At 38.3% G+C, this 25,604-nt stretch carries 23 protein-coding genes and 1 tRNA gene; 11 read left to right on the top strand and 13 right to left on the bottom strand.

Annotated features, from left to right (window positions below; translation table 11 throughout):
• Positions 1–99: 99 nt before the first annotated feature.
• From VB691_RS02100 to VB691_RS02090, 3 genes are all read left to right on the top strand, one after another.
• Positions 100–2,850, top strand: a complete 2,751-nt coding sequence (locus VB691_RS02100) for a COR domain-containing protein (protein ID WP_323289801.1) — start codon at positions 100–102, stop codon at positions 2,848–2,850.
• Between the two features lie 78 nt (positions 2,851–2,928).
• Positions 2,929–3,210 (top strand): nucleotidyltransferase family protein, encoded by a 282-nt coding sequence (locus VB691_RS02095; RefSeq protein ID WP_323289800.1) that lies wholly within the window; start codon positions 2,929–2,931, stop codon positions 3,208–3,210.
• A gap of 232 nt (positions 3,211–3,442) precedes the next feature.
• Positions 3,443–5,152 (top strand): ATP-binding protein, encoded by a 1,710-nt coding sequence (locus VB691_RS02090; protein ID WP_323289799.1) that lies wholly within the window; start codon positions 3,443–3,445, stop codon positions 5,150–5,152.
• 55 nt (positions 5,153–5,207) lie between these two features.
• Here the strand turns inward: VB691_RS02090 and VB691_RS02085 are convergent, their stop codons facing one another.
• Together VB691_RS02085 and VB691_RS02080 are read right to left on the bottom strand one after the other, a co-directional pair.
• The gene (locus VB691_RS02085) at positions 5,208–5,576 is read right to left on the bottom strand and encodes a hypothetical protein (RefSeq protein ID WP_323289798.1); all 369 of its coding nucleotides are present in this window, start codon (positions 5,574–5,576) and stop codon (positions 5,208–5,210) included.
• A 328-nt stretch (positions 5,577–5,904) separates the two neighbouring features.
• Positions 5,905–6,225 carry a hypothetical protein gene (locus tag VB691_RS02080; protein WP_323289797.1) on the bottom strand — a complete coding sequence of 107 codons (321 nt, stop codon included), beginning with the start codon at positions 6,223–6,225 and terminating at the stop codon, positions 5,905–5,907.
• A 209-nt stretch (positions 6,226–6,434) separates the two neighbouring features.
• Between VB691_RS02080 and VB691_RS02075 the strand changes: the two genes are divergently transcribed.
• Both VB691_RS02075 and VB691_RS02070 read left to right on the top strand, forming a co-directional pair.
• A complete protein-coding gene (locus tag VB691_RS02075; protein ID WP_323289796.1) occupies positions 6,435–7,055 on the top strand; it encodes a VWA domain-containing protein in 621 nt (206 codons plus the stop codon).
• 337 nt (positions 7,056–7,392) lie between these two features.
• Positions 7,393–8,784, top strand: coding sequence for a transposase (locus VB691_RS02070; RefSeq protein WP_323289795.1), 1,392 nt, complete (start codon positions 7,393–7,395; stop codon positions 8,782–8,784).
• 86 nt (positions 8,785–8,870) lie between these two features.
• Here the strand turns inward: VB691_RS02070 and recR are convergent, their stop codons facing one another.
• From recR to VB691_RS02055, 3 genes are all read right to left on the bottom strand, one after another.
• Positions 8,871–9,464, bottom strand: a complete 594-nt coding sequence (gene recR, locus VB691_RS02065) for a recombination mediator RecR (RefSeq protein ID WP_323289934.1) — start codon at positions 9,462–9,464, stop codon at positions 8,871–8,873.
• Positions 9,465–9,788: 324 nt separating this feature from the next.
• Positions 9,789–10,571: a hypothetical protein gene (locus VB691_RS02060; protein ID WP_323289794.1), complete on the bottom strand. Its 783-nt coding sequence runs from the start codon at positions 10,569–10,571 to the stop codon at positions 9,789–9,791.
• 132 nt (positions 10,572–10,703) lie between these two features.
• Positions 10,704–11,276: a DUF3124 domain-containing protein gene (locus VB691_RS02055; RefSeq protein WP_323289793.1), complete on the bottom strand. Its 573-nt coding sequence runs from the start codon at positions 11,274–11,276 to the stop codon at positions 10,704–10,706.
• Between the two features lie 133 nt (positions 11,277–11,409).
• On the opposite strand from VB691_RS02055, the gene VB691_RS02050 reads away from it, so the two are divergent.
• The 3 genes from VB691_RS02050 to VB691_RS02040 all read left to right on the top strand — a co-directional run bounded on the left by VB691_RS02050 (position 11,410) and on the right by VB691_RS02040 (position 17,225).
• On the top strand, positions 11,410–13,329 hold the full coding sequence (locus VB691_RS02050) for a chromosome segregation ATPase (RefSeq protein ID WP_416244569.1): 1,920 nt from the start codon (positions 11,410–11,412) through the stop codon (positions 13,327–13,329).
• Positions 13,330–13,539: 210 nt separating this feature from the next.
• Positions 13,540–15,411 (top strand): precorrin-3B C(17)-methyltransferase, encoded by a 1,872-nt coding sequence (gene cobJ, locus VB691_RS02045; protein ID WP_323289792.1) that lies wholly within the window; start codon positions 13,540–13,542, stop codon positions 15,409–15,411.
• A 344-nt stretch (positions 15,412–15,755) separates the two neighbouring features.
• Positions 15,756–17,225: a DUF2252 domain-containing protein gene (locus VB691_RS02040; RefSeq protein ID WP_323289791.1), complete on the top strand. Its 1,470-nt coding sequence runs from the start codon at positions 15,756–15,758 to the stop codon at positions 17,223–17,225.
• A 144-nt stretch (positions 17,226–17,369) separates the two neighbouring features.
• Here VB691_RS02040 and VB691_RS02035 read toward each other — a convergent pair whose 3' ends face one another.
• Together VB691_RS02035 and VB691_RS02030 are read right to left on the bottom strand one after the other, a co-directional pair.
• Positions 17,370–17,999: an RES domain-containing protein gene (locus tag VB691_RS02035; protein WP_323289790.1), complete on the bottom strand. Its 630-nt coding sequence runs from the start codon at positions 17,997–17,999 to the stop codon at positions 17,370–17,372.
• Positions 18,000–18,620, bottom strand: a complete 621-nt coding sequence (locus tag VB691_RS02030) for a hypothetical protein (protein WP_323289789.1) — start codon at positions 18,618–18,620, stop codon at positions 18,000–18,002.
• A 162-nt stretch (positions 18,621–18,782) separates the two neighbouring features.
• On the opposite strand from VB691_RS02030, the gene VB691_RS02025 reads away from it, so the two are divergent.
• A complete protein-coding gene (locus VB691_RS02025) occupies positions 18,783–19,892 on the top strand; it encodes an S-(hydroxymethyl)glutathione dehydrogenase/class III alcohol dehydrogenase (protein WP_323289788.1) in 1,110 nt (369 codons plus the stop codon).
• Positions 19,893–19,918: 26 nt separating this feature from the next.
• Here the strand turns inward: VB691_RS02025 and VB691_RS02020 are convergent, their stop codons facing one another.
• The 5 genes from VB691_RS02020 to VB691_RS02000 all read right to left on the bottom strand — a co-directional run bounded on the left by VB691_RS02020 (position 19,919) and on the right by VB691_RS02000 (position 22,877).
• Positions 19,919–20,641: a Uma2 family endonuclease gene (locus VB691_RS02020; protein ID WP_323289787.1), complete on the bottom strand. Its 723-nt coding sequence runs from the start codon at positions 20,639–20,641 to the stop codon at positions 19,919–19,921.
• Between the two features lie 42 nt (positions 20,642–20,683).
• A complete protein-coding gene (locus tag VB691_RS02015; RefSeq protein WP_323289786.1) occupies positions 20,684–22,006 on the bottom strand; it encodes a four-carbon acid sugar kinase family protein in 1,323 nt (440 codons plus the stop codon).
• An 88-nt stretch (positions 22,007–22,094) separates the two neighbouring features.
• Entirely contained in the window at positions 22,095–22,448 is a 354-nt protein-coding gene (gene rplT, locus VB691_RS02010) for a 50S ribosomal protein L20 (RefSeq protein WP_323289785.1), read from the bottom strand.
• 61 nt (positions 22,449–22,509) lie between these two features.
• Complete coding sequence (gene rpmI / locus VB691_RS02005; protein WP_323289784.1) at positions 22,510–22,710, bottom strand: 50S ribosomal protein L35; 201 nt, start codon at positions 22,708–22,710, stop codon at positions 22,510–22,512.
• A gap of 95 nt (positions 22,711–22,805) precedes the next feature.
• Positions 22,806–22,877, bottom strand: a tRNA-Asn gene (locus tag VB691_RS02000).
• Positions 22,878–23,026: 149 nt separating this feature from the next.
• Here VB691_RS02000 and VB691_RS01995 point away from each other — a divergent pair.
• Together VB691_RS01995 and VB691_RS01990 are read left to right on the top strand one after the other, a co-directional pair.
• Positions 23,027–23,506, top strand: coding sequence for a hypothetical protein (locus VB691_RS01995; RefSeq protein ID WP_323289783.1), 480 nt, complete (start codon positions 23,027–23,029; stop codon positions 23,504–23,506).
• 7 nt (positions 23,507–23,513) lie between these two features.
• On the top strand, positions 23,514–24,512 hold the full coding sequence (locus tag VB691_RS01990; protein WP_323289782.1) for an iron ABC transporter permease: 999 nt from the start codon (positions 23,514–23,516) through the stop codon (positions 24,510–24,512).
• On the opposite strand, the gene VB691_RS01985 is transcribed toward VB691_RS01990, so the two are convergent.
• A complete protein-coding gene (locus VB691_RS01985) occupies positions 24,504–25,526 on the bottom strand; it encodes an NAD(P)/FAD-dependent oxidoreductase (RefSeq protein ID WP_323289781.1) in 1,023 nt (340 codons plus the stop codon). The two genes, VB691_RS01990 and VB691_RS01985, sit on opposite strands and share 9 nt — an antisense overlap.
• Between the last annotated feature and the right edge of the window lie 78 nt (positions 25,527–25,604).

Genomic DNA, 25,604 nt, shown 5'->3' with positions numbered 1-25,604 from the left:
AGGCAGAATCAGGCTAAAAGATATATTCTTTGATTTAAGATTATTATATTAGACAGTTTTGATTTAAACTAATTTACAGCCCTCAATAGGATTTTAATTATGAGTGATATTCCTCTCCGTGTTAAACAAAAAATAAAAGAAGCAAAAGAAAATAATTTAATTACACTATATTTGAGTCGTAATAAATTAACAAATCTTCCAGAATCTCTAACTAATTTAACCCAGTTAACTACACTGTATTTGAGTCAGAATCAATTAACAAATCTTCCAGAATCTCTAACTAATTTAACCAAGTTAACTAGACTAGATTTGAGTTATAATAAATTAACAAATCTTCCAGAATCTCTAACTAATTTAACCAAGTTAACTAGACTAGATTTGAGTCGTAATAAATTAACAAATCTTCCAGAATCTCTGACTAATTTAACCCAGTTAACTAGACTAGATTTGAGTGGTAATGAATTAACAAATCTTCCAGAATCTCTGACTAATTTAACCCAGTTAACTAGACTAGATTTGAGTGGTAATGAATTAACAAATCTTCCAGAATCTCTGACTAATTTAACCCAGTTAACTGCACTAAATTTGAGTTATAATAAATTAATAAATTTGCCAGAATCTCTGACTAATTTAACCCAGTTAACTACACTATATTTGAATGATAATAAATTAACAAATCTGCCAGAATTTTTGACTAATTTAACTCAGTTAACCGAATTAAATTTGAGTGGTAATCGAATAACAAATCTGCCAGAATTTCTGACTAATTTAACCCAGTTAACTACACTATATTTGAATGATAATCGAATAACAAATCTGCCAGAATCTCTCACTAATTTAACCCAGTTAAGTACACTAGATTTGAGAGGTAATCCTTTAGAAAGTCCACCTATAGAAGTTGCAGAAAAAGGAATTTATGCGATTAGAGAATACTTTAGACAAATAAAAGAAGAAGGAAAAGATTATCTTTATGAAGCAAAATTATTAATTATTGGCGAACCTGGGGCGGGTAAAACCACTTTAGCCCAAAAGATTCAAAATCCCAACTATCAACTAAAAGAAGAAGATTCTACCAAGGGAATTGATGTTATTCAGTGGGATTTTGAAATGTCAAATGGACAACAATTTAGGGTAAATATTTGGGACTTTGGAGGACAGGAAATTTATAAAGCAACTCATCAATTCTTCTTGACAAAACGCTCTCTATATACATTAGTTGCTGATACTCGTCAAGAAGATACAGACTTCTATTATTGGTTACATACTTCAGAACTTTTTGGTGATCAAAGTCCCATTTTAATTATTAAAAATGAAAAACAAGATCGTCAAAGAGAAATCAATCAACCCACATTAAGAAAACAATTTCTGAATTTAAAAGAAACCTTAGCAACCAATTTAGCAACTAATCGAGGTTTAGCAGATATTCTAACACAAATTAAACATTATATTAGCAATCTTCCCCATGTTGGAGATGCTTTGCCGAAAACTTGGGTAAGAGTAAGAGAAGTATTAGAAAAAGACGAACGAAATTACATCAGTTTGGATAATTATTTAGAGATTTGTCAAGAAAATGGCTTTAAAAAACGGGAAGATAAATTACAATTGAGTGGGTATTTACATGACTTAGGGGTTTGTCTTCATTTCCAAGATGACCCCTTATTAAAACAAACTGTTATCCTTAAACCAGAATGGGGAACTGCTGCGGTTTATAAAGTGTTAGATAATGCTACAGTAATCAATAACTTAGGGAAATTTACTCAAGCAAATTTAGAAAATATTTGGTCAGAAGAAAAATATATTAATAAACAAAATGAGTTGCTTAAATTAATGATGAAATTTAAACTCTGTTATCAAATTCCTGGGGCAAATAATGATAATATTTATATTGCTCCTCAACTTTTAACAGAAAGTCAACCAGACTTTAACTGGGACGAAAATAATAACTTAATTATTCGTTATACTTATGAATTTATGCCCAAAGGAATTATTACGCAGTTTATTGTTGTGATGAATAAATATATCAAAGAGCAAAAATATGTATGGAAAAGTGGTGTTATTTTAGACAAAGATCAAACCTTAGCAGAAATCATCGAATATTATGATAAACGAGAAATCAAAATCCGTATTATTGGTAAAAATAAAAAAGATTTAATGACTATTGTTACTTATAAACTTGACAAAATTCATGATCAATTTCCTCCTTTGAAGTGTGATAAATGGATTCCCTGTAACTGTCAAAGTTGTAAAAATAATCAAGATCCCAACTTTTATCCCTTTGAAGTCTTGCGTGACTTTGCTATTGACGGGGATAGTATTCAATGTCAAAAAAGCCGTAAAATGATTGATGCAAGAAGCTTAATTGATGATATAATTAACCCAGTCAAAAAAAGGCAATATGAAGATTATCGAACCCAAACAGATGAATTAAACGCTAGTTACAATAAACAAATTACTATTAATCTTCATGGAGATAAAGTTATGACAGAACAACAAAATAATGATTTTCGTGGTGCATCTTTAGGTGGTGGTTTTGCAGGAAAAAACTATACAGGTAATGTTTATAACAATACACAAGAACAAAAACAGAATTTAGCTGAAGCAGCAGCACAAATTCAGCAATTATTAAAGCAACTAGAAACATCTTATCCTACTGATACTTTTAATGGAAAGGTTGCTTTAGCAAATCAAATTGTGGAAGAAATAAACAATGATTTACCCTTAAGTAAACGAATCTTAAGCGCATTACAAGCGGGTGGTGTTCAAGCATTAGATTCTTTATTAGATCATCCTGCTGCTAGTTTTGTAATTGGTGCATTAGAAGACTGGAAAGATACCCAGAATAGTCAATAAAAGAGCAATATGGATAAGACAAAAAATAACATAAATCCAGAAAAAATCTACCAAAGACTAAATCTTACCCCAAAAGCTTTGGAAAATTTTTGTCAAAAAAATAAGATTGTTGAATTATCTATTTTTGGATCAACTTTACGAGACGACTTTAATGAAAATAGTGATATTGATCTCTTAGTTGTCTTCAGTTCAAACTCAAGAAATTCCATGAGTTTGATGGATTTAGTAAGAATACAATATGAATTAGAAGATATTTTTAACCGTAAAGTAGACTTAATTGAAAAATGTTCCATTATTGACAGTCATAATTGGATACGTCGTAAAAATATTTTGAATACAGCACAGATTCTTTATGAATAAAGATATTTCCTATTTACTTGATATTACTAAGTTTTGTCAGACAATTCTTCGTTTAACTCATGATATGACTGCAAATAATTTCTATAAAGAATATTCCTGAACTTTTAGCATATATTACCCCCCTCATTACAGCAAAATAAGTAAGACAATTATTAACAATTAACCTAGGAACTATTATACTGCTAGAGTAGATAAAGATCATCTGACCCCATATCTAGCGTTTAGGTAAAAAATGGTAGAACAACCCCTCGGAGTCGTCATTCAAGGTTCCCTCTCTCAAGGTTTAGAAGTGCGGTTACATTCCGATGTTTCCGTCGAACAAATGCGAGTCGGCAAATTTTTGGTCGTCCAAGGGGTGCGATCGCGGTTTTTCTGTCTTCTCACGGATGTTTCCTTGGGAACCTCTAACCCCCGTATTTTAGCAAATCCCCCCAGTTTTGAAGATACATTTATGCGGGATGTTTTGGCAGGAAGTAGCACTTATGGAACCATAGAACTCGCTCCTATGTTGATGTTTACCCCCATTGAAGGGGAACGAAAAAAAGGTTCTGAAACCAAAAAAGAACATAATTCCCTCGCGTCTTTTGAAGCACAAACCAACGCTGATATTGAATTACTTCCAGTGAAAACAATTCCTGCACATTTTAGCCAAGTTTATGAAGCCTCAGAGCGAGATTTTAGGGCGGTTTTTGGTTGGGAAGATGATCCCACCCGTCGCAATTTTACCATTGGGGAACCCTTAGATATGGATGTTCCTATTTGTATTGATTTAGATCGGTTTGTGGAACGAAGTAATGGAGTTTTTGGTAAGTCAGGAACAGGGAAATCTTTTTTAACCAGGTTGTTAATTTCCGGTATTATTCGTAAACAAGCAGCCGTTAATTTAATGTTTGATATGCACTCAGAATATGGCTGGGAAGCGATGAAAGAAGGGAAAGATGTTTCCACAGTAAAAGGGTTACGTCAATTGTTTCCTGGACAGGTAGAAATTTATACCTTAGACTCTGAATCAACTAAACGGAGAGGGGTCAGAGATGCCCAAGAATTATACTTAAGTTACGATCAAATTGAAATAGAAGATATTCGGTTAGTTGGCTATGAATTAGGGATTTCTGAGGCAAGTTTAGATAATGCCAATATTCTTGAAGCTGAATATGGGAAATCCTGGATCATTCAACTATTAAATATGACAAATGAAGATATTAAACTATTTTGTCAAGAAAAACAAGGTCATGCCGGGTCAATTATGTCCCTGCAAAGGAAGTTAATGCGCTTAGATAACTTGAAATATTTACGCCCAGCTTGCCCCCATAATTATATTAATCAGGTAATAGAATCTCTTGATGCAGGTAAGCACGTTGTGATTGAATTTGGTTCTCAATCTAACCTGCTTTCTTATATGTTAGCAACGAATATGATTAGCCGACGTATTCACGCCAATTATGTCAAAAAATCCGAGAAGTTTCTACAGTCAAAAAATCCCGTTGATCGACCTCGACAATTAGTTATTATGATCGAAGAAGCACATCGCTTTTTAGATTCAAAAATTGTGCATCAAACCATCTTTGGAACTATTGCCAGAGAGATGCGAAAATACTTTGTTACTCTCTTAATTGTGGATCAAAGACCATCAGGAATTGATAATGAAGTGATGTCTCAAGTAGGAACAAGAATCACCTGTTTATTAAATGACGAAAAAGATATTGATGCTATTTTTACCGGAGTATCTGGGGGGCAAAATTTGCGCTCCGTTTTAGCAAAATTAGACTCAAAACAACAAGCTTTAATTTTAGGTCATGCTGTTCCCATGCCAGTAGTTATTAGAACCCGTGCTTATGATCAAAAATTCTATGCAGAAATAGGCGAAACAGACTGGTCAGAATTATCCGATGAAGCCGTATTTGCTGCCGCTAAAATAGGGAGAGCAGATCTAGGATTTTAGTCTTTATTGATAAAAAAGTAGGGACAATTCATGAATTGTCCCTAGGAAAAACCAATCAAAAATGAACAAACGGAACCCGATAAGTGGGACGTTGAACATCTCCTAAACTTTCGTCATGTTGTTGCAAATTGTTATTGAGTGCGTCGGTTTTTGCCTCATAGGGGCTTTTCTCCAGTTCAAAAGCAGAAAGCTCCTCAGATGAAGGAGATTCTCCACCAACCCCCGCTAAACCTTCCATTTGAGTTCTAGACTCAGTTCCGTTTAAATCTTGAACCGTCCCCGTATAAACTTCTAAAGGTTTGGGGTCAGTAATAACTTCTGTTTCAGCCATAGAAGGGAAGACAGGAAACAAGGTTCCGACTCCCAAAATTATCCCTCCAATTAAAATTTGAGTAGATTGTGTTAATGTATTAAACATATTCATGATTTTTGCCTAAGCTAACTTACGGTTTACCTCACTCCTCAAAAAAAAAACTCAGTACACCACGATTTCGACAGATCAAAATTGAGCCAAACCCCTCCGACTTCTCTAGCTCAGTAAATGAACAAGAAAATTCAAGAATTTTGCCAATTTGATATAATTAACTCTATTATCTCTAAGGCTTAAGGTTAACGATATAAAGATAAACAAAAATTTTGCTTAATCATTAATAATTTCTTAAAAAGAAGGGTGTAGAGAGGAATTAGGTTGAAAATAACCCCCTACACCCTAAATTCTTGATTTTGGCCCTAACAAATCTCCAGATCAGTAATCAACCAACAGCTTCGACCGGTTTCTGACTAGGTTTAATGCTTCTACGAGAAGATGAACGAGTGCTTTCCGTATCTTCGAGAGGAGAAAACTCAATGTGGTTGAGTAGGGTTGTCACAAAAGCAAACAAGAGAAACGGCAAGGATAAGACTAAAACCAGTCCCACCACTGCCAAAGCATAAATTTGACGAGTGCTACTCCATAACCCTAGAGCGCTGGCTAAGCTTAAGAAAATGACGATTAGCCAGACAATAATTTGACCATAGATATCGCCAAAGGTAAGGGTGCAGACCATGCGGTACTTTTGAGCTTCGTTGTCCATTATTAAAATTCCCAAAATCAGCTTCTTCTGATCTTCTACATTAATGAGTATGATCGACAATAGGTCGATATGTGAAAGTGTCGTAATATGATTTTACAATCAGACTCAATTATGATCAAATTCAGGAGCTTTAGGCATAATCCTTAAAGGTCGTAATAACCTAGAGAGCAGAGTAATCATACAGTTTGATATAGGAGGTTGTTTTCCTTATGGCAGGAGACTCAATTATCGAAAATCGGGATTATACCCTGATGATCGACAAAAGCAGTAGTATGGCTACCTCTGATGCTCCCGACGGAAAAACTCGTTGGGAAATTGCCCAGGAGTCTACCCTGGCATTGGCTAAGAAGTGTGAAGAAATTGATCCTGATGGCATTACAGTTTATGTCTTTTCGGGTCGTTTTAGGCGATATGACAACGTTACCTCAGACAAGGTGACAAAAATTTATGAAGAAAACGAACCCATGGGACAAACAGACTTAGTGTCTGTTCTCGAAGATGCCCTGGAGAACTATTTTGAACGTAAAGCCGCAGGAAAAGCCCAACCCAATGGAGAAACCTTCATCATCATCACTGATGGCACCCCCACCGAACAGAAAGCCGTGATTCGTCTGATTATTGATGCGACTCAAAAAATTGACCGAGATGAAGAGTTAGCGATTTCTCTGATTCAAGTGGGTCATGATAAGAAAGCAACGGCATTTCTTAAAGCCTTAGACGATCAACTCGAAGCGGCTGGTGCTAAGTTTGATATCGTTGATACCGTCACCGTTGATGATATGAAAGATATGTCTTTAACAGATGTGTTGCTTAATGCCATTATTGATTAGGCATTGTCTGGCCTTGCTTTTTCAGGGTCAATGGTTTAGCTCCTCCGCGAGAAGCCCCGCGCTCTAACGGTACTCCGTTGAGCGTCGGGATGATAGCGGGTCAAATTTGCTCGGTCAATCCCGACAAATTTGACAATTAATCTATTGGTTTAACCGATAACTATTAAGAAAACGTCTCATAGCCTCACCCATAGAGATTTGCTCCGTGTCTGCATAGCTTTTCAGCCAATTGTATTCAACGTCATTTACCCTGACTTCTACTTTTTTCTCCCTCATGCTTGACAAAACAAATGTAATTGGTCTAGTATTATTGTAAAGGAGATGAACAAAAATAACAATGAAATCAACCTATCAGTATCGATTCCTACCAACGACAGAACAAAAACTAGAACTAAATAACTGGCTTCGAGTCTGTCGTTATTGGTACAACCGACAACTGGGGGAAAGATTTTCTTGGTGGGAAAATAATCGGCACGCGGTTAATAGTTGCCCAATTTTTGTAACAAGTCTCCCTAAATTACTTGATAATCCCAACTATTACAGTCAAAAACTTCAATTGCCCATAATCAAAAAAGACTTAACATTAATTAAATGGTCAGGAGAATTACTTGATTTTGGGCGAGTTGATTCAACAGTTTTGCAAGATGTATGTAAGCGTGTTGATAAGGCTATGAGACGTTTTATCAAAGGCGATACTACAGGTAAAAGGTCAGGTAAACCTCGTTTTAAAACTGAATCAAGTTTTAAGACCATGACATTTACTACAGCCAAAAATGAATGGATTAAATTAGTTCGTAAAAATTGGCTGTACATTCGTCTACCAAAGTTGGGAATAGTTAAAGTTCGGATGCACCGAACAATACCTCTACTTCCCTCGGCACAAGTACCTAAAAAATTTAATCTCAAGCAAATTAGTTTAACAAAAAAAGCGGATGGTTGGTACATCCAACTGTTATTAGAAGATGTAACCGTACCTGAATTTACCCCAGATGAAATTATCCCAACCTGGGAAAATTCAATGGGACTTGATGCGGTTCTGCATGAAGATGTTTACCTAGCTACATCAGAAGGAGAAAAACTTCCATCTTTAAAACCATTACGCAAAAATCAAGATAAACTTGATCGGATTTCTAAGAAAAGAAATGCTCGTAAACGGGCTTCTCGTTGTCGCCGTAAACTAGCAAAACGAGAAGCTAAACAACATCTTCATATTGCTCGTTCAAGGCAAGATTTTCAATACAAAACTGCTCATAAACTTGTGAGAAGTGGAAAAAAAGTTTTCTTTCATGAAGACTTAAATCTCAAAGGTTTAACTAAACGAAACAAAGCTAAACAAGATGAAACGGGGAAATTTATTCCTAATGGCCAGTCAGCTAAATCAGGACTAAATAAGTCGTGGTTAGATGCTGCTTTTTGCAATTTTTTTAAGACACTGGACTACATAGCTGAAAAAGCTGGAGCAGTTGTCATTCCACAAAAACCTGCTTATTCATCTATGATTCTTTGCTATCGCAATGAAGTTATTTTTACTGATTGCGGAATCAGAAATTATTGGGACGAAAAACTATCTTTGATGGTTGATCGTGATATAAACGCAGCGATTAACTTGAAAAGACTGGGGTTGGACATTTTCCCCAGTATAAAACGCCGTAGTGGAAAGATAGACATAGTTGGAACTATGTCTGATAGTACCACGAAGGAAATCTTAAATACCCTTATCGGGCTTTAAGAAGCCCGCACCGTACCGTACTCGGTCGGTGTCGGGAGTATGTCACTAGGGGCAAACGGCTGTTCGCCCTTACTAGATTGGTGGCGTTAATCTAATTCTCGCCGTCCTTCTAAGGCCCGTGCTAAGGTTATTTCATCCGCATATTCGAGATCCCCACCCATAGGCAAACCAAAAGCAATACGGGTGACTTTGGTAAAGGGTTTAAGTAATTGGCCAAGATAAAGGGTTGTGGTTTCCCCTTCAACCGTGGGACTAATGGCTAAAATTACTTCTTTAACACCATCTTGGCTGACTCTTCTGATTAGGGGTTGAATATATAATTGCTCTGGGCCAATGCCATCCATCGGTGACATGACTCCCCCTAAAACATGGTATTTGCCCCGATATTCTCTGGTTTTTTCTAAAGCAATGACATCGCGGGAGTCAGCGACGACGCAAACCGTTTGTGAATCTCGATTGGAGTTACGACAGATTTCACAAATAGGTTGTTCTGAAAAATGAAAACACACTTGACAGAGGCCTACTTGTTTTTTGGCTTCAATTAACGCTTTCGCTAAGGCTTCAACTTCAGCATCAGGCCGCTTTAGGATATGCAAAGCAAGTCTTTGGGCCGTTTTTGGCCCAACTCCTGGTAAGCGTTGCAGTTGTTCAATTAAACGGGCTAGGGGAGGGGTATAAATAAGTTATTTCTCCAGATCAATTACATTAGAAAAAACATTAGGGAACAACATCAAAACCTGATCAAAACTGTAGAAGGTTTTGATTGGGACTGGTTTGAGTGGGAATCAGGGCTATTTCATTCTTTTGAAATGCTCGTAGGCTTAAGCCTGGAGCTATAGGAATGAAGCCTGCCTACGCAGGCTCAAATATTAATAATTCGTTGGATAGCCCGCGCAGGCGGGCTTTGTTCCTATAGCCCAACCCTTTAAGGTTAGGGCGTTTTAGAGAATGAAATAGCCCTGGAGTGGGAATAATGCAACTCAAAGCCAGATCCTCTTGCTTTTTTAAGGTTTTTTTTCCGCTTTCTGAATTTTAATCGGTTCTGTGGGTTTATTGTTTTTTATAGGGGGCTTTCTGTCTCCTTTCGGTGGTTGATTCCCTTGATTTCCATCAACGATCGCTTTAACTGGTTTCTTGTATCTGGGAATTTTTTCCGTTGGGGTTTCCAAATCAGCATCCCATCCCCAACAGTTACGGGAGGGAATAAACTTAAAATGGGCCTGAATAAACCAACGGGGAGGTAATTCCTCTTTAGACATTTTGGGGTTAAAACGAAAGGGTTTTGCTTCATCTTCTCGTCTCATCAAAACAGGAAGATGGGCCGCCTTAAATTTACCTTTGGGGTCATTGGCATTCTGATTTCGATAGACGGAAATTACTGGGGTTCTCAATTGGGGAACAAATTGCCAGACTCCTCTAAATTTAAAGATCCCAGGTTCTTCTTCCCAAGGGTTTTCTGCTTCCCAAGCAGCCACTTGAAAGTAAATTTGAGGATCTTGACGAGGAATAATTAGGCATTTCGGATAAACTCGCAGAAATAGGGACTGATCTGGATGACTGGCGATTTGTTTGAGCCAGGCTTGATAGCGATAACCAGAAATAAATAACTTATAACGTTTTCCCCCTAGACGAATAAAGAAATTACCCTCCTCATCTTGTTCTGGTTGACCTTTGAGAGTACCGATCGCTTGAAAGAGAACGGGACTTACTTCAGGTTCAGGGGTTGAGGAAGATTCAGCGTCAACGGGTTGGGAGATCTCAGGAATGAGTTCTTCAGGGGCAGACATTTTGGCGTTTCCCAATGGTTTTTTTGTCTTATTCTGTATAGCATACTTGCTTTGTTAATGATAAACCCCTAGAGGCAATTGGCCTAAGAGTTTTAACATTCAGTTGGGAGTGTGGGAAGTGTGGCAGAATTATCACTTTTCCTGATCAAATTTTTTAACCACTCTACCAGGACTAATAAAAGAAATCCCCTGAGCCGAGGCCGTACTAATCATTACTGCTTCGATGATAGGTTCAGATACCCTGTTTTGCGCCACCCATTCAACTATAAAATTTGCCCCTGAACCACCACTAACATCATTTCCAGCAATAAAAACCTCTGTAGATGCCAAAGACTTCAATTCCACAGGATTCTCTAGATACTGCTTAATTAATTGACCATTGGTGTCGTAATAACTTATCGCTTTAATAATAATGGGGTTAAGTTGATCTGTATTGCGGATACTGAGAGTAGCGGCTAAATTGATGACATTATCCTGGCGATGGGAGTGGTAAATATGGGAGTAGATAGGAACATAAATAGTTTGCCCCTGGATCATTTTGATTTTATCTACCGTGACGGCTTTAAGTTGGGCGGTGGCATTTGTCGGAGCTTGCGGCCTAGAGGACAGAGGTTGGGGTGAGCAGGATGTCAAAATAATGATGGCGATCGCCGAATTAACCCAACCATGCCACTGGTTCTGAAATTTGAAAACTTTTCTCATCATTTTTAAGCTACATTATCCTTAAATGATCCCGTTGAATTTGCATCCTGAACAAAAATTAGGCATAATCATCATCGGGAACATTGAAAACCTGTGTGGATGACGAGGAACTGGGACTTATTGAGTCTCTAACATTATGGATCACTCGACGAATCAATCGGCTCCAAACCCTAAATTAGAATTTCTCCAGAAGATTTACCTCTCGGCAGGTCAACTCTCTTGGCAAATGTGGGCGATCGGTCTAATTTTAGTATCGGGAACGGTGGGCTTTACCGCCACATCAATGCTGCTAAAACTGCCAAAATCTCCCCAATGTGTACGAATATTTTGGCCGATCGCCTCAGCCTCCATGCGAATTTATTGCGCTCAAATGGAAGCGGAACAAGGGACGGTAGATAGTTACCTGAGAGCCATTAATTTAGTTGAGGCCTTACCAGAAGATCATCCACTGCGAAAAGAAATTAACCGCAATGTTGAAGAATGGGCCGTGGCCATTCTAGATATGGCTGAAGAAGAATTTCAAAAAGGAAAACTCGAAGCCGCTATCAAAACCGCCCGTCGTATACCCGATTACGTTCAAGTGTATCAGGTAGTAGAAGAACGGATCGAAAAGTGGCGCGGTGTTTGGCGTGAGGGCGAAGAAATTTTTGCTCAAGTGGAAAAGGAACTGCGGGAGTCTAACTGGAATCTGGCTTTTAGAGAAGCCGTTAAACTCCTCAGCTTATCGAATAAATACTGGGCCAGCACCAAGTATGATGAAACGGTGAAACAGATCCAATTAGCCCAAGAAGACAGCAGTCAACTCGATAGTGCTTATCAAATTTTACGTCGGGGAGGACTCGATAATTGGTTAAAGGCGATCGCTGATGCGGAAAAGATTCCTCAAACAAGTTACGCTCATCAAGAAGCTCAAAATTTGATCGCAACTGCCAAAGACAAAATAGTTGATTATGTAGACGAATTAATTGACGATAATCGTTGGGAAAGCCTGTCAGACGTGGTTAACCGTATTCCTGATAGCCTCGCCTTACAAGAGGAAATCAGTGATTGGAAAACCTTTGCTAGTGCGGGAATGGACGCACAAACCGGAACCACAGACAGTTTAAAAGTGGCCATTACGGCGGTTCAAGAAATTAAGGCAGATCGTCCCCTCCATCAAAAAGCCCAAGATTTGATCAACCGTTGGAAATTGGAAATTGAAGATGTGGCCCATCTCCAAGAAGCCCGAAATTTAGCCACAGGGGGCAGTATTGATGATCTTAATGCGGCGATCGCCTCGGCGGAGTTAATTCCATCGAGTAACCCCCGCTCTCAAGAAGCTCGTCAGGAAATTCGACAATGGACGAATACTATTCAACTGGCGGAAGACCAACCAATTTTAGATCAGGCGCGAGATTTAGCTAGAGGGGGTAATGTTTCTGACTTACGACAAGCCATTAACCAAGTCCAATTAATTGGCCCTAACCGCGCCCTTTCGGGTGAAGCTCAAGAAGATATTCAACGTTGGCGGGCTAGTATTCAACGTGAAGAAGATCAGCCGATTCTTAATCAGGCCATCTCCTTGGGTAACAGTGGAGATTATAATGCGGCAATTCAGGCGGCGCAACAAATTGGCCGCGGTAGGATACTTTATACAGAAGCTCAAACTAAGATCGATCAATGGCGCAAAGAAACCCGCGCTCAACGAGATCTCCAAGAAGCATATCTGATCGCCCAAGGAAAAACCCCTCAAGCCTTAGTTTCTGCTATTTCTGTGGTGCGAAAAATTCCCTCCTCAACGGATGTAAGTTCTCAAGGACAACAGGCCCTTAACCGTTGGAGTTATCAACTATTATCCATGGCCCAAGATATGGCCAATCGTTCTTTATTACAACAGGCGATGGATTTGGCTAGAATGATTCCTGGAGACAGCGCGGCCTATAGTTCGGCCCAAGCTCAGATTGAGATTTGGCAGAAACTATTACAACCCCCTAGCTCACCGTCAATTCCTCTGTCTCCTTCTGGTGAAGTTAATCCACTGATGGAAACTAATTATGCTGAGCCAAGGAGCAATTAGCAATGGATAATTGACAATTGACAATTGATAATTAATTGATTCGGTTGATCGTTAGGCTTTGCGGTTATCGTCGAAGCCTCACGCCGAAATCTTGTCGAAACTCAGGGTTAAGATTTTCGGTAATTATCCATTATCCATTATTCATTATTCATTATCCATTATTCATTATTCATTATTCATTATTCATTATTCATTATTCATTGTTGAAAGATGTCTCTTTTTGATGCTTTTCACCCCATTGGGGCGATCGCTGTTACTCCCCAAGGTGTCCAGTTATTACAGCCCCTTTGTCAACAAATGGGGGCTACTCTTTATGGCCCTGATTCCTTAAACCTTCAAGATAAGACGACTGTAGTTTACAAAAGTTCCCTGAAAGATCATATTGCTTCAATTTGGTCAGAAAACAGGGCTTTGATCTTTTGTTTGGCAACTGGGGCGGTTGTTCGTTTGATTGCCTCTTTATTACAGGATAAAGCCTCTGATCCGGCTATTATTGTCATTGATCCTCAAGGTCAATATGTGATTAGTTTATGTAGTGGCCATCAGGGAGGGGCTGATCAGTTAACTCAATTAATTGCCCAACAACTCAACGCAACCCCCATTATTACGGGGGCATCTCATGGTTTAAATTTACCTGGTATTGATGTTTTGGGGCTACCGTTTGGCTGGCGTAAAGGGCCAGGAGATTGGACAGGAGTGAGTCATGCTATTGCCTGTCAAAAAACTGTTCAGGTGATACAAGAAGGGGGTTCTACCCTGTGGCAAGACCATTTACCTCAAAATCATCCTTTTTATTTCGTATTCCCTGAAATTGGGGAAAATGTGACCCCAGAAGCCCAGATCTGGATCAGTCCAACTAAAGGCCGTTTTGCCAAAGAGTCGGAGCTTCCCAAGGTGCAATGGTATCCCCGTGTTTTGTGGGTGGGTATTGGGTGCATTCGGGGAACGTCTCAACAATTGATTGAAACAGCAATTAATGAGGTTTGTCAACGCTATCATTTAGCTACAGAAGCGATCGCCGTAATTACCACTATTGATCTTAAAGCAGATGAGGTGGGAATGGTTCAATATTGTCAGGAGAAACAGTTACCTTTATTGACCTATTCTGCTGATGTTTTAAACAGTGTAAATGTTCCTAACCCTTCGGATATTGTTAAGCAAGAAGTGGGGACGGCTAGTGTTGCAGAAGCTTCTGCTATTTATGGGGCTAATTCTTGGTTAAATAATCATAATTCTTCTCTTATTGTTCCGAAACAAGTAATTAAAGCAAATAATGAAGCAGTAACAATTGCTATTGCTCAAAGTTCTTTAGAATACACAGGAAGAGAGGGACAATTATATTTAGTAGGAATGGGGCCGGGAAGTTTAGATCAAATAACTCCTGCTGCTAAAACTGCTATTACCCAAGCAGATGCGATCATTGGCTATTCTTTATATTTAGACTTGATTAAACCCTTACAAAGATCAGGACAAATTGTTGAATCTTTACCCATTACTCAAGAGAGAAAAAGAGCGCAACGGGCCATAGAATTAGCTTGTTGGGGCTTAACAGTTGCGGTAATTTCATCAGGAGATTGTGGTATTTATGGAATGGCAGGATTAGTATTAGAAGAATTACAAATTAAAAGATGGGATGGTAAGAACCCTCACATTGAAGTGTTTCCTGGAATTACTGCTTTACAAGCTGCTGCTGCCAGGGTGGGAACCCCTTTAATGCACGATTTTTGTGCCATTAGTTTAAGTGATTTATTGACTCCTTGGGAAGTCATAGAAAAGCGATTAGAAGCAGCAGCAAAAGCAGATTTTGTGACGGCTATTTATAACCCGCGATCGCAAACTAGAACCCAACAAATTATTACTGCTCAAACTATCTTTTTAAAGTATCGTGATCCACAAACTCCTGTTGCTTTAGTGCGTTGTGCTTATCGTCAAGATGAACAAATTACCTTAACAAATTTAGCAGAAATGCTGACTCATTCGATTGATATGTTAACCACTGTTTTGATTGGAAATAGTAGCACTCGTCATTATCAAAATTGGATGATTACACCAAGAGGATATAACAGAAGTCAGAATTTGTAGGGGCTTAATAATATTAAGCCCATGATTTTATTGTTTCCGGGTTTAACTACAGGTTTGTTGGGTTTAACAGTATTAAACCCCTACAGTTTTATTGTAGGGACATAATAATATTATGTCCATGATTATTACAGGTTTGTTGGGTTTAACAGTGTTAAACCCCTACAGTTTTATTGTAGGGACATAATATTATTATGTCCATGATTACTACAGTAATTTGGATTTCAATTCAAAAAATTTTGCAAATCTTTCAATAAAATCATAAAATAAGATATCATGGATCTAAAAATCCCTGTTATCTAACCTTACAATTAACTTTATTTTGTCCAACTACTTAAAACAAAGTCATGAAACAGCTAATTGCATCTCTTTGGAAATTCTCCTGTGTGTTCATTTTGATAAGTTTGATAAATTTTTGTATATTTTCTGCTTCAGTTTTAGCAGAATCTGGTAATAATTCTGAGCAAACTAATCAAGTCGTTAAGGCAATTAAGGCAGCAAATTCTCAGTTATCAGACAAGATAAAAACAGAAAAATATTGTAGTCTAGCTTGTGAATTATTTACGTTTTATCGTGGGACTAATTATTTATATTGGACAGATTTCTCTCAAGATAGTCGTTTAAAGCAATTTGGAAATGACAAGACAAAAACTTGGATTTCTGCTGATTTACACCTTAATAATTTTGGGGCTTACAATAATGATGAAGGAGAAATTGTTTTTGATCTCAATGATTTTGATGAATCTGTTGTCGCTGATTATCAATATGATATATGGCGCATGGCTACCAGTATTGTTTTAGGAGTAAGTAACAATGATCCTACATCATTAACGACGGAAAAAAGAAAAGATGTAGAAGATGCTATTGATAAGTTTACGGAATCTTATCTAGATACCTTAGCTAGTTATCTGGGGAATGATCAGGAAAATTCAACTTACTTTACTGCAAAAAATACGGCAGGAAAAGTTAAAGATTTACTACAAGAAGCTGAAGATATGAGTCGCCAAGATTTACTGAAAAAATGGACAGAGAAAGACAATAACAAGCCACGCTTTAAGTCTCCTAAAGAAATAAAGCATAAATTAGAAACTGCATCAAAAGATGAAAAAAAGGCGATTAAATCCCAATTTTTTGCCTATGGTAATACTTTGTCTGGAAAATTAAAGTATGATGAAAATACTTTTCAAATTAAAGATATCGCCCCACGTTTAAAAGCTGGATTAGGATCTTTGGGAACACCCCGTTATTATGTTTTAATAGAAGGAGACTCTGACTCCTTAAAAGATGACCGAATTTTAGATGTAAAACGTCAGTCTAAACCCACAGCTTATCAAGTTTTTAGTCAAGCAGAAAAAGCCACTTATGATCAACTGTTTAAAAATGATGCCCAACGTCATGAAATTGCCTATAGTGCCTTGACAAAACATACAGATGATTATTTGGGATGGATGTATTTAACAGATCCAAAAGGTAACTTTACTGGTTATTATTCAGTGCGCGAAGTCTCTCCGAATAAGTCTGATTTTGAGGACATTGATTTTAATTTAGCAGAGGCAAATAAACAAGATCTTTTGGAAGTTGCTCAACAATGGGGACAAATTTTAGCAACTGATCATGCGAGGGCAGATCAAGACTTTGATGCAAAATATGTTCCTTATTCTCTTGAAAAACAAGTCACAGAAATCACCGATGGAAAGCATCAAGAATTCCGTTATTTAGTGAAAGAAATTGCTTTTGATTATGCTAATCAAGTACAAGCAGACTATGATAGTTTTGTTGATAATTTGAAGCCTGAAAATTGTCCTAAATGTGAATAAAGCCAAATTATTGCCTCAAACCCTTTAGGGTTAGGCTATATAAACAAAACCTGCGAAAGCAGGTTTTTATTTCGGCTGTGTAGACAGCCTTAGTTTTTATAGTATAAGGCTTTAGCCTGTCTATAATTGTTGATTTTACTTCTATTATTGGCTAATAATTAAATGATTATCTTTGGCAATGGCTTGAATATGGGGGCGTAAAGCGGGATGGTTTAAATTGATGATTTTATTATCAGGACATTCTAAACTATTTTGCGCCCTTTCATATAAGGCGATCGCATCTTCATCATTGTGGGCATTACCATAAAAAATACCGTCAATTTCTCCATAATTTGTGACGGTTTCATAGAAATAACATGACCATTCTTGACTCAAATTTCTATCGGATGTTTTCGCTAAAGCAGCTACTGATCCTGCTTTCATTGCCCCATTTTTTCTTAAATCTAATAATTTTAAATCACGGGTTAAATAAGGATAAGCAATACATTGATCTTTAATTTCAATTAACCTCGTATCTCCAAAAATTTCGACAATACAACTCGATAAAGTTAAACCAGCATAATAAATACGGCGATGGCTATTTTCTTGGGGTTCACCCTTATTATTTAGATAATGATGATCGAAACGATGAATGGGGCCAAATGACCGAAAAGTTAAGGCTTGGGTAGCATATTGAGTCGGATCAAATACCCGAATAATATGGCTACCCTGAGCTAAGATATAAAAAGTAGGATCAGGTGCATATTTAGGGGGCGGTTTAGCAATCAAAACCATTTACAAAATTCCCACTCCCCTAGCTTCAATTAAGACTCGTTTTTTCTGTCCTTGTTTCAATGCTTCAATCGGGGTTAATCCGTCTAAAATATTATTAGGTTGGCTTAACCAATTAATTTTAGCTAAAGCAGAGACTTGTAAGGCTTTAATTACCTCTGGAAATCCTTCAATGACACCATCTGGCCCTTCCGGATCAAATTGCCAAATAGGAAACCTTAAATGACCTTTTTCCGTAACCGCTAATAAGGTGCAACTTTTCACCCGATCATGGGGAGTTTGACGAGAAGTACCAAGAAGTTTTGCAACTTTAGGGGTCGTTATAGTATCTTTTAAAAGGTTTCTACGCCATTGAAATTGACGGACAAAGGTTTCCCATTCTAATTTTTGCCGTTCTTTTTCACTGTATTGCTGATTCTGTGTTAGTGACGAAATTAAATCAGCTTCTTCCTCGGAAAGTTGTGCTTTATTTTGCGTTTCTTTAACATCTTTTCCTAACGCTTCTAGTTCTTCTGATGATAAAGAACTTAAGAAATTCGTAATGATTTCTGCGGCTTCATTATCAGGGTGACAGTCTCGAAAATAATTATTTTCTTTGATGATCTGGGGATCAATTGCAAACATAATGCTTGCCTCATGACTAAATATCTATGGCTTACTCTTATACTGTAAGAGATGTCAACCTAGAAGTCAAATTCTGTAAGAGATGTCAAAACAAAACGCAACAGTTCAGAGAGCCTAAATCTGGGCTAAAATGCCTGTATAAGTCACCCTATCACCCCCATTATGGACGTTAAAGCTGCCGTTGCCTTTGAAGCTGGAAAACCCCTGACAATTGAAACCGTACAATTAGAAGGCCCCAAAGCGGGAGAAGTGTTAGTGGAAATTAAAGCCACAGGGGTCTGTCATACGGATGCCTATACCCTCTCAGGAAAAGACCCAGAAGGCTTGTTTCCTGCGATTCTAGGTCATGAAGGGGCGGGTATCGTGGTGGAGGTCGGAGAAGGGGTCAAAAGCCTTAAACCAGGGGATCATGTGATTCCTTTGTACATTCCCGAATGTCGTCAGTGTGAATATTGCCTTAGCATGAAAACGAATCTTTGTCAAGCAGTACGGGCGACCCAAGGACGGGGTTTAATGCCCGATGGCAGTAGTCGGTTTTCCTTAAATGGTCAAGAAATATTTCATTATATGGGAACTTCTACCTTTTCTAACTATACTGTGGTTCCCGAAATTTCCCTGGCAAAAATTCGAGAAGATGCCCCATTTGATAAGGTTTGTTATATCGGTTGCGGGGTAACAACTGGTTTAGGTGCTGTTATTAATACGGCTAAAGTTGAACCAGGATCAAAGGTGATTGTTTTTGGGTTAGGGGGTATTGGTTTAAATGTGATTCAAGGGGCAAAAATGGTCGGTGCTGATATGATTGTAGGGGTAGATTTAAACCCGAAAAAACGCGCTTTAGCTGAAAAATTTGGGATGACTCATTTTGTTAATCCTCAAGAATTAGAAGGTGATTTAGTACCTTATTTAGTAGATTTAACGAAAGGAGGAGCCGATTATAGTTTTGAATGTATTGGTAATACTAAAGTTATGCGACAAGCGTTAGAATGTTGTCATAAAGGATGGGGGGTTTCGGTTATTATTGGGGTGGCAGGAGCAGGGGAAGAAATTAGTACCCGTCCCTTTCAATTAGTCACGGGGAGGGTTTGGAAAGGGACAGCTTTTGGGGGCGCAAGGGGTCGCACAGATCTGCCAAAAATTGTCGATTGGTATATGGATGGTAAGATTAATATTGATGATTTAATTACCCATGTAATGCCCTTAGAAAAGATTAATGATGCCTTTGAATTAATGCACCAAGGTGAGTCAATTCGTAGTGTGATTACTTTTTAAATAAATAGAATTTTTGAGCTTAACAGTTAAGGCAAAACTTTGTTAACTTCCTCAACAGATAAACTTAAAACATTAGCAATTTGTTCTCTAGTCAATCCTAACTCATGAAGACGAGGAATAGCATCTTTTTGTGCTTGTTCTAATTGTTGAATTTTTTGCTTTTCTTGTTCCCGTAATTTACCTAATTCTACAAAGGTTAAAAACCGTTCTCCATCAGGACGATGGATTTCTAAATTATCTGATGTTAAAACAAATTTAATCCCCAATTGAGGACTTACCCAATCATTAATCTCCTCAATCACATTTAATCTATCCTCTGCTCTTACCCATCCTTGTAAATCAAGTTTATCAGGATCGAAAAGATAGTATTCTTCTACGCCATAACGTTCATAAAATTGGAGTTTTTTTGCCATTTCTTTAAGACGATTAGACGGGGAAAGAATTTCAAAAACTACTTGAGGTGCAATATTATCTTCTCTCCATTGTTGATAAGAATTTCTATCTCCTTTTGGTCTTCCAAACACGACCATTGTATCGGGTGCTTGTGCTAAAGTGTTATTACCTTCTACGGGATACCATAATAAATCTCCAGCAATAAAAACATGATCATCTGTGGCAAATAATAGCTCTAAATTCTCTTTAATAACGACAATCCAACGAAATTGTTTTGTATTATCTGCCATCAGTTTTCCATCACTTTCAGGATAGATAAGGGTTGCAGATGGTTCAGAAGAAAGTTGTTGTACCATAATTCCTTATCAATAGATATTGTATTAAGTTTAACTCAAGATTTAAACCAATTTATTCAACCGAGTATAAACAGTCGTTAACCCTTGAACATTGCCTACATTGCCAGGAAATAAAACCACAGGTAAATTAGGAAATAAAGGATGATCTTTTTCAGTCCGTATCATTGAACATCCCGCTAAAACTTGACCTAATAAACGGGCAGATCGCAGCTTTAAACCCGTACTTAAAACATCATTAGAGGTAATGCCACCCTTACTAATTAAAAAGCCAATATCACGGGGTAAACCTTGTACAATTTCCATTAATAATGAAGAAACTCCTATACCAAAATCTAACCTTTCTTGTACCGTATCAAAGGTTAATTCCTCTCGACTGGTATAAACAACAGGGGTTTTACCTGTGTTATAAACTGCTTTTACTTTATCTAAAATCCCTTGTAATAAAGCATTTTTTTGATCAGGATGATCCCGTAATTGTTTAACATCAACTTCAATACCAACCACATCAGTTTGTTGTAGTAAATCTGCTAATTGTTGGCTGCTTTTTTTGACATGAGAACCCACAATAATCACCCCAGGATTATTAGTAGGCTTATATTTTGCCATTTCTTCTTGTGCAATGGGTTGGGGACCAAGTTGTGCTAAAGAAGTTAAAATACTGGCCGCACTACGGAATAAAAAGCGTTTTCCTGATGCTGCTGCGGTTAATAAATCTTTGGCAAATTTATCTAAATCTTCTTGAATTTCTCCATCAACAACCCCACATTGATTATCTTTTAATTGTAATAGTCTTTCTAAGGTTCCTTGACGAATATCTGTTAATAAAAATCGTTCAACTTCTGTTGCTTTGATCCGTCCGTTGGTCTTTTCTTCCACATAATCAGGAAGATAACTATAGTTATAACCAAAGACCGAATCTTTAGCAAATTCTGTTTCATGAACAGGGGTTAATTTTCCATCTATTTTTAAATAGTGAACACTGTCGATAGTTTGTCTTCCCCCTTCAAAAAAAGCAGGGATCAGAAAATGAGCATCAAAACCCCCTAATTCTGAGACAATAACATCCGTTTCTATAGGATAATGACCTCTAAGGGTAGAATCTGACCGACTAACAATTAAAAAATCTTTAATATTTTCTGCGGCGATCGCCAGTTTAAGATTATGACAAACTTCTCTAATAACTTGGGCGGCATTTTCGGGAGTTAACGCCCTAGTATTGGTTAAAATGAAGAAAATGGGAACCTCATCTCTTAAGCCTAATCTAAGGGTTTCCACATCCCATTGCATCAACAGTAAACAACTGTGGACGGTTTGCGATCCCGTTGGATCATCATCTAAGACAATAATTTTTGGTTGCTGATTCATGGTTTCCCTACGCGATCGCCCCTATTATTGTCCCATAAGGTTGTGGTAGGGGTCAACGGCCGTTGACCCCTACTTCTCGCAGTATAGTTTATTGACTAGCACTTGCAGTTTCAACAATTTTAGCAAAGGCTGCGGGATCGAGAATCGCTAATTGGGCAAGCATCTTGCGATTAATCTCAATATTAGCCTTTTTCATCTGGCCAATTAATTGACTATAACTGATCCCATTGATTCTAGCGGCTGCATTAACCCGTGTGATCCACAGACGACGGAAGTCCCGTTTGCGTTTGCGGCGATCGCGGTAAGCATTTCGTAACGCTTTCATTACCTGTTGGTTAGCGGTACGAAATAGTTTGGAATGGGAACCTCTAAACCCTTTTGCCAGTTTGAGGATTTTTTTGCGGCGTTTACGAGCAACATTGCCCCGTTTTACCCTTGTCATAGTTACGCTTGATCTAATTGTTTAGTTTATGTGGTCATTGACTATTTGATAGGTTTACCCTTTAGAGATAGGGAAGCATCAAACGAACGTTCGGTTCATCTTGTTCACTGACTAAAGTCATCTGGGACAAACGACGACGCTTTCTTTCAGGACTCTTATGGTCTAATAAGTGGTTCTTGAAAGCTTTTCGTCGCATAATTTTGCCGCTGCCTGTTGCTCGAAAACGCTTAGCGGCAGCTTTGCGCGTTTTTAGTTTTGGCATGAATTTATATAAAATTAGACACAATTCATTATTATATCATCAAATTCTTGTTTTAGACAAGGGTTTGAGGTTAATTTATGGATATTTATTTTAAACTCCCCAGGTAGGATTCGAACCTACGACCAATCGGTTAACAGCCGACCGCTCTACCACTGAGCTACTGAGGATTGCTCACACGATTACTAACTATAGCAATAACCTGTGTACTTTGGCAAGGCCCTTTTTAATGATTTGTCAAAAAATCACTAAAAAGGGCGTTGTGCAATGTTCCCCTAGGGCTTTATGGTAGAAGTATGCCTCTCTCAAGATACTCCCCATGCCTACAAACCATCGTCGGCCCGTCTCCCTCTCCTTCATGTCTACGGACTTACCCATTCTTTCGACCATTGAAACCTCTGCCACCCTATACCAAAAAGATCGCTTTCAGTTCCATCTCCTCCTCAACCAACCGGAAGTTATGAAATCAGTTGCTGAAGAAGAACCCACTTCAGCCTTAGAAACGGCGAGACAGTTACTCTGGTTAGAACTTTCTCCTGCGCGGGTAATTATGACCTTACAAGGGAATGGCAAGTTTTGTTATCGCCATTTCTGGGAACCTGGTATTTATGGGGTCAGCCGCTATTGGCTAAATGATGACTCTGGGGATATTTCTAACGCTTTTCGTCTACGGAACTATACTCGCAGCCTAAAATTAGACGGAGATGTCTTACCAGAATATTTGAGACTGGAATATGAGTTATGGTCAGGTAAGGTACAACTCGGCAATTATATTTTGCATTTAGACATTCACCATTGATCAACTCTTGAAACGGCTTGTCTCTCCTCAAAATTATCGCATTGCTCTGACGATCGCCCTGCTCAGTCTAGGGTTGATTCTCATTTTTGCCCTTTCTCTTTCCTTTGGGGCAGTTTCTTTGAGTTTATCGCAATTATGGCAAGCCTTACTCCGTCAAGGTGAGCCGATCAACCAAACTATTTTGTGGCAGTTACGTTTACCCCGTGTCCTGGCGGCCATGGTGGTGGGGGCGGCTTTAGGAACATCGGGAACCTTGCTTCAGGGAATGTTACGCAACCCCTTAGCTGAACCCTTTTTATTGGGCATTTCAGCAGGGGCGGGCTTGGTGGTGGTAGGGATGGTCACATTGGGAGTTTGGCAAGCTTGGATACCCTTTGCTGCTTGGGTGGGGGCATTATTAACTACCCTCCTCGTTTATCTCTTAGCCCGCAGTGGTAATAAGATCGCTGTTGAACGGTTAATTTTAGGTGGGGTGGCGGTATCTTCTTTATTTGGGGCAGTACAAACCACTTTATTATTATTAGCAGAAGAAGGGCGCATTCAGTCGGCTTTAAATTGGATTATTGGCAGTTTAAATGGTCGGGGTTGGACGGAATTAAGCACCTCTGCTCCCTATATTTTGCTGGCTTTAATTGGCTCAACTTTATTAGGGCGATCGCTGAATGTTTTGGCTTTGGGGGATGAGTTGGCTGTAGGTTTAGGAATGTCTTTGGGGCGATCACGGTTATTAATTGGGGGAACGGCCGCTTTATTGGCAGCAGGGGCCGTAAGTATGGCGGGTTTAATCGGATTTGTCGGGTTAATTGTTCCCCATGGAATGCGCTTATTATTAGGGGGAAATGATCACCGTTGGTTAATTCCTTTATCGGCCTTTGGTGGGGCTTTTATTTTGTCTTTGGCTGATTTATTATCCCGTTTGGGCAGTGTAGAATTACCTGTAGGTGTGGTAACAGCTTTGTTTGGCTCTCCGGTATTTGTTTGGTTGCTTTATCGGCGATCAGTTTAATTCAACTTGCTTAAGAAGATAATTTGCTGTTGCGAGTGCAGATAAGGTGGCTTTTTCTACATTTAGGGACAAATCTAAGGCTGGTATAGCTGAAAAAGCATCTCCTGCCATCATCAATAAACCAGGCTGTTGTAAGTCCAAATACAACTCTCCATAGACGGTTTTGGGGTGACTATAAAGCCATCTATGAAGTTGATACTCAACAACGTTTGAACCTAACCATGAACTTGCTATTTCTAACAACTTTTCTACTACTATAGAGTCCTCTGTATTCCAATGGGTTTCGCTAAATTCAGGAGTAGAATGTAAGGTAACAGCAAAGCCTTGAGGGGAAATACCTTTCTTGTGGTTACAAGCTATCCAAGCTAAAGAAGGATCTTTGAGTCGTAACCCTCCTGGTTCTGGAATTAAGCTTAATTGATCGAGCAATGCTAAAACAGTGAGACAAGGATAATAAGTGACTTGTTCAAGACTGGATTTTATTTGAGGGGGTAAAGTTATGTCAGAATTTTCAAGCAATGCTAAAGATTGAGGAATAGGAGATGTCATGATTAAAATGTCTCCGTGAAAGCTATTTCCCTTTTCTGTTTCCACTGTCCAATAGGAAGCATCCCAGGTGATTTTAGTTGCCCTGGTTTGGAGATGAACATTTAAGTCTTTAGCCAAATGTTGAGCCAGACTACGATTACTTTCAATACCGCAATAACAAGTGGTTTCAGTGTTACTCAATTGTTTTGACCATTCTCTTACTAAACCCTGTTCAAGCCATTGATCTACCCATTGTTGAAATTTGGGTTCGCTAACAGTAAAAAACTGCGCTCCGTAATCAAAAATACCTTGACCATTTGATTTATAAGGGATACGACGAGTAGCTAACCGTCCACCAATTCCTCGCCCTTTATCTAGAATAGTCACCTTTATTCCATGACGTTGCAGCATCGTTCCTGCAATTAATCCTGAAATGCCACCACCAATAATAAGGCATGATTTTTGTTGGTTACTTGTAGATTTCATCAAGTTTAAATTAATAATTGGTTCTCAACTGTTCTAAGATCAGGAAGAAGTAAGAGCATTTTAATAAATACCCTTACT

The organism is Crocosphaera sp. XPORK-15E (assembly GCF_034931425.1).
Lineage (GTDB): Bacteria > Cyanobacteriota > Cyanobacteriia > Cyanobacteriales > Microcystaceae > UHCC-0190.
Note: the sequence above shows the minus strand (reverse complement) of the source record. Positions and strands in the feature narration are given on the sequence as shown.

Bases quoted from the DNA above. Each gene is read 5' to 3' on its own strand.
- VB691_RS02090 (WP_323289799.1), top strand. From the start codon at position 3,443: ATGGTAGAACAACCCCTCGGAGTCGTCATTCAAGGTTCCCTCTCTCAA.
- cobJ (WP_323289792.1), top strand. From the start codon at position 13,540: ATGTCTCTTTTTGATGCTTTTCACCCCATTGGGGCGATCGCTGTTACT.
- VB691_RS02070 (WP_323289795.1), top strand. From the start codon at position 7,393: ATGAAATCAACCTATCAGTATCGATTCCTACCAACGACAGAACAAAAA.
- VB691_RS02075 (WP_323289796.1), top strand. From the start codon at position 6,435: ATGGCAGGAGACTCAATTATCGAAAATCGGGATTATACCCTGATGATC.
- VB691_RS02025 (WP_323289788.1), top strand. From the start codon at position 18,783: ATGGACGTTAAAGCTGCCGTTGCCTTTGAAGCTGGAAAACCCCTGACA.
- VB691_RS02040 (WP_323289791.1), top strand. From the start codon at position 15,756: ATGAAACAGCTAATTGCATCTCTTTGGAAATTCTCCTGTGTGTTCATT.
- VB691_RS01995 (WP_323289783.1), top strand. From the start codon at position 23,027: ATGCCTACAAACCATCGTCGGCCCGTCTCCCTCTCCTTCATGTCTACG.
- VB691_RS02020 (WP_323289787.1), bottom strand. From the start codon at position 20,641: ATGGTACAACAACTTTCTTCTGAACCATCTGCAACCCTTATCTATCCT.
- VB691_RS02050 (WP_416244569.1), top strand. From the start codon at position 11,410: ATGGATCACTCGACGAATCAATCGGCTCCAAACCCTAAATTAGAATTT.
- VB691_RS02085 (WP_323289798.1), bottom strand. From the start codon at position 5,576: ATGAATATGTTTAATACATTAACACAATCTACTCAAATTTTAATTGGA.
- VB691_RS02060 (WP_323289794.1), bottom strand. From the start codon at position 10,571: ATGTCTGCCCCTGAAGAACTCATTCCTGAGATCTCCCAACCCGTTGAC.
- VB691_RS02035 (WP_323289790.1), bottom strand. From the start codon at position 17,999: ATGGTTTTGATTGCTAAACCGCCCCCTAAATATGCACCTGATCCTACT.
- VB691_RS02030 (WP_323289789.1), bottom strand. From the start codon at position 18,620: ATGTTTGCAATTGATCCCCAGATCATCAAAGAAAATAATTATTTTCGA.
- VB691_RS02015 (WP_323289786.1), bottom strand. From the start codon at position 22,006: ATGAATCAGCAACCAAAAATTATTGTCTTAGATGATGATCCAACGGGA.
- rplT (WP_323289785.1), bottom strand. From the start codon at position 22,448: ATGACAAGGGTAAAACGGGGCAATGTTGCTCGTAAACGCCGCAAAAAA.
- VB691_RS02100 (WP_323289801.1), top strand. From the start codon at position 100: ATGAGTGATATTCCTCTCCGTGTTAAACAAAAAATAAAAGAAGCAAAA.
- VB691_RS02055 (WP_323289793.1), bottom strand. From the start codon at position 11,276: ATGATGAGAAAAGTTTTCAAATTTCAGAACCAGTGGCATGGTTGGGTT.
- VB691_RS01985 (WP_323289781.1), bottom strand. From the start codon at position 25,526: ATGAAATCTACAAGTAACCAACAAAAATCATGCCTTATTATTGGTGGT.
- VB691_RS02080 (WP_323289797.1), bottom strand. From the start codon at position 6,225: ATGGACAACGAAGCTCAAAAGTACCGCATGGTCTGCACCCTTACCTTT.
- rpmI (WP_323289784.1), bottom strand. From the start codon at position 22,710: ATGCCAAAACTAAAAACGCGCAAAGCTGCCGCTAAGCGTTTTCGAGCA.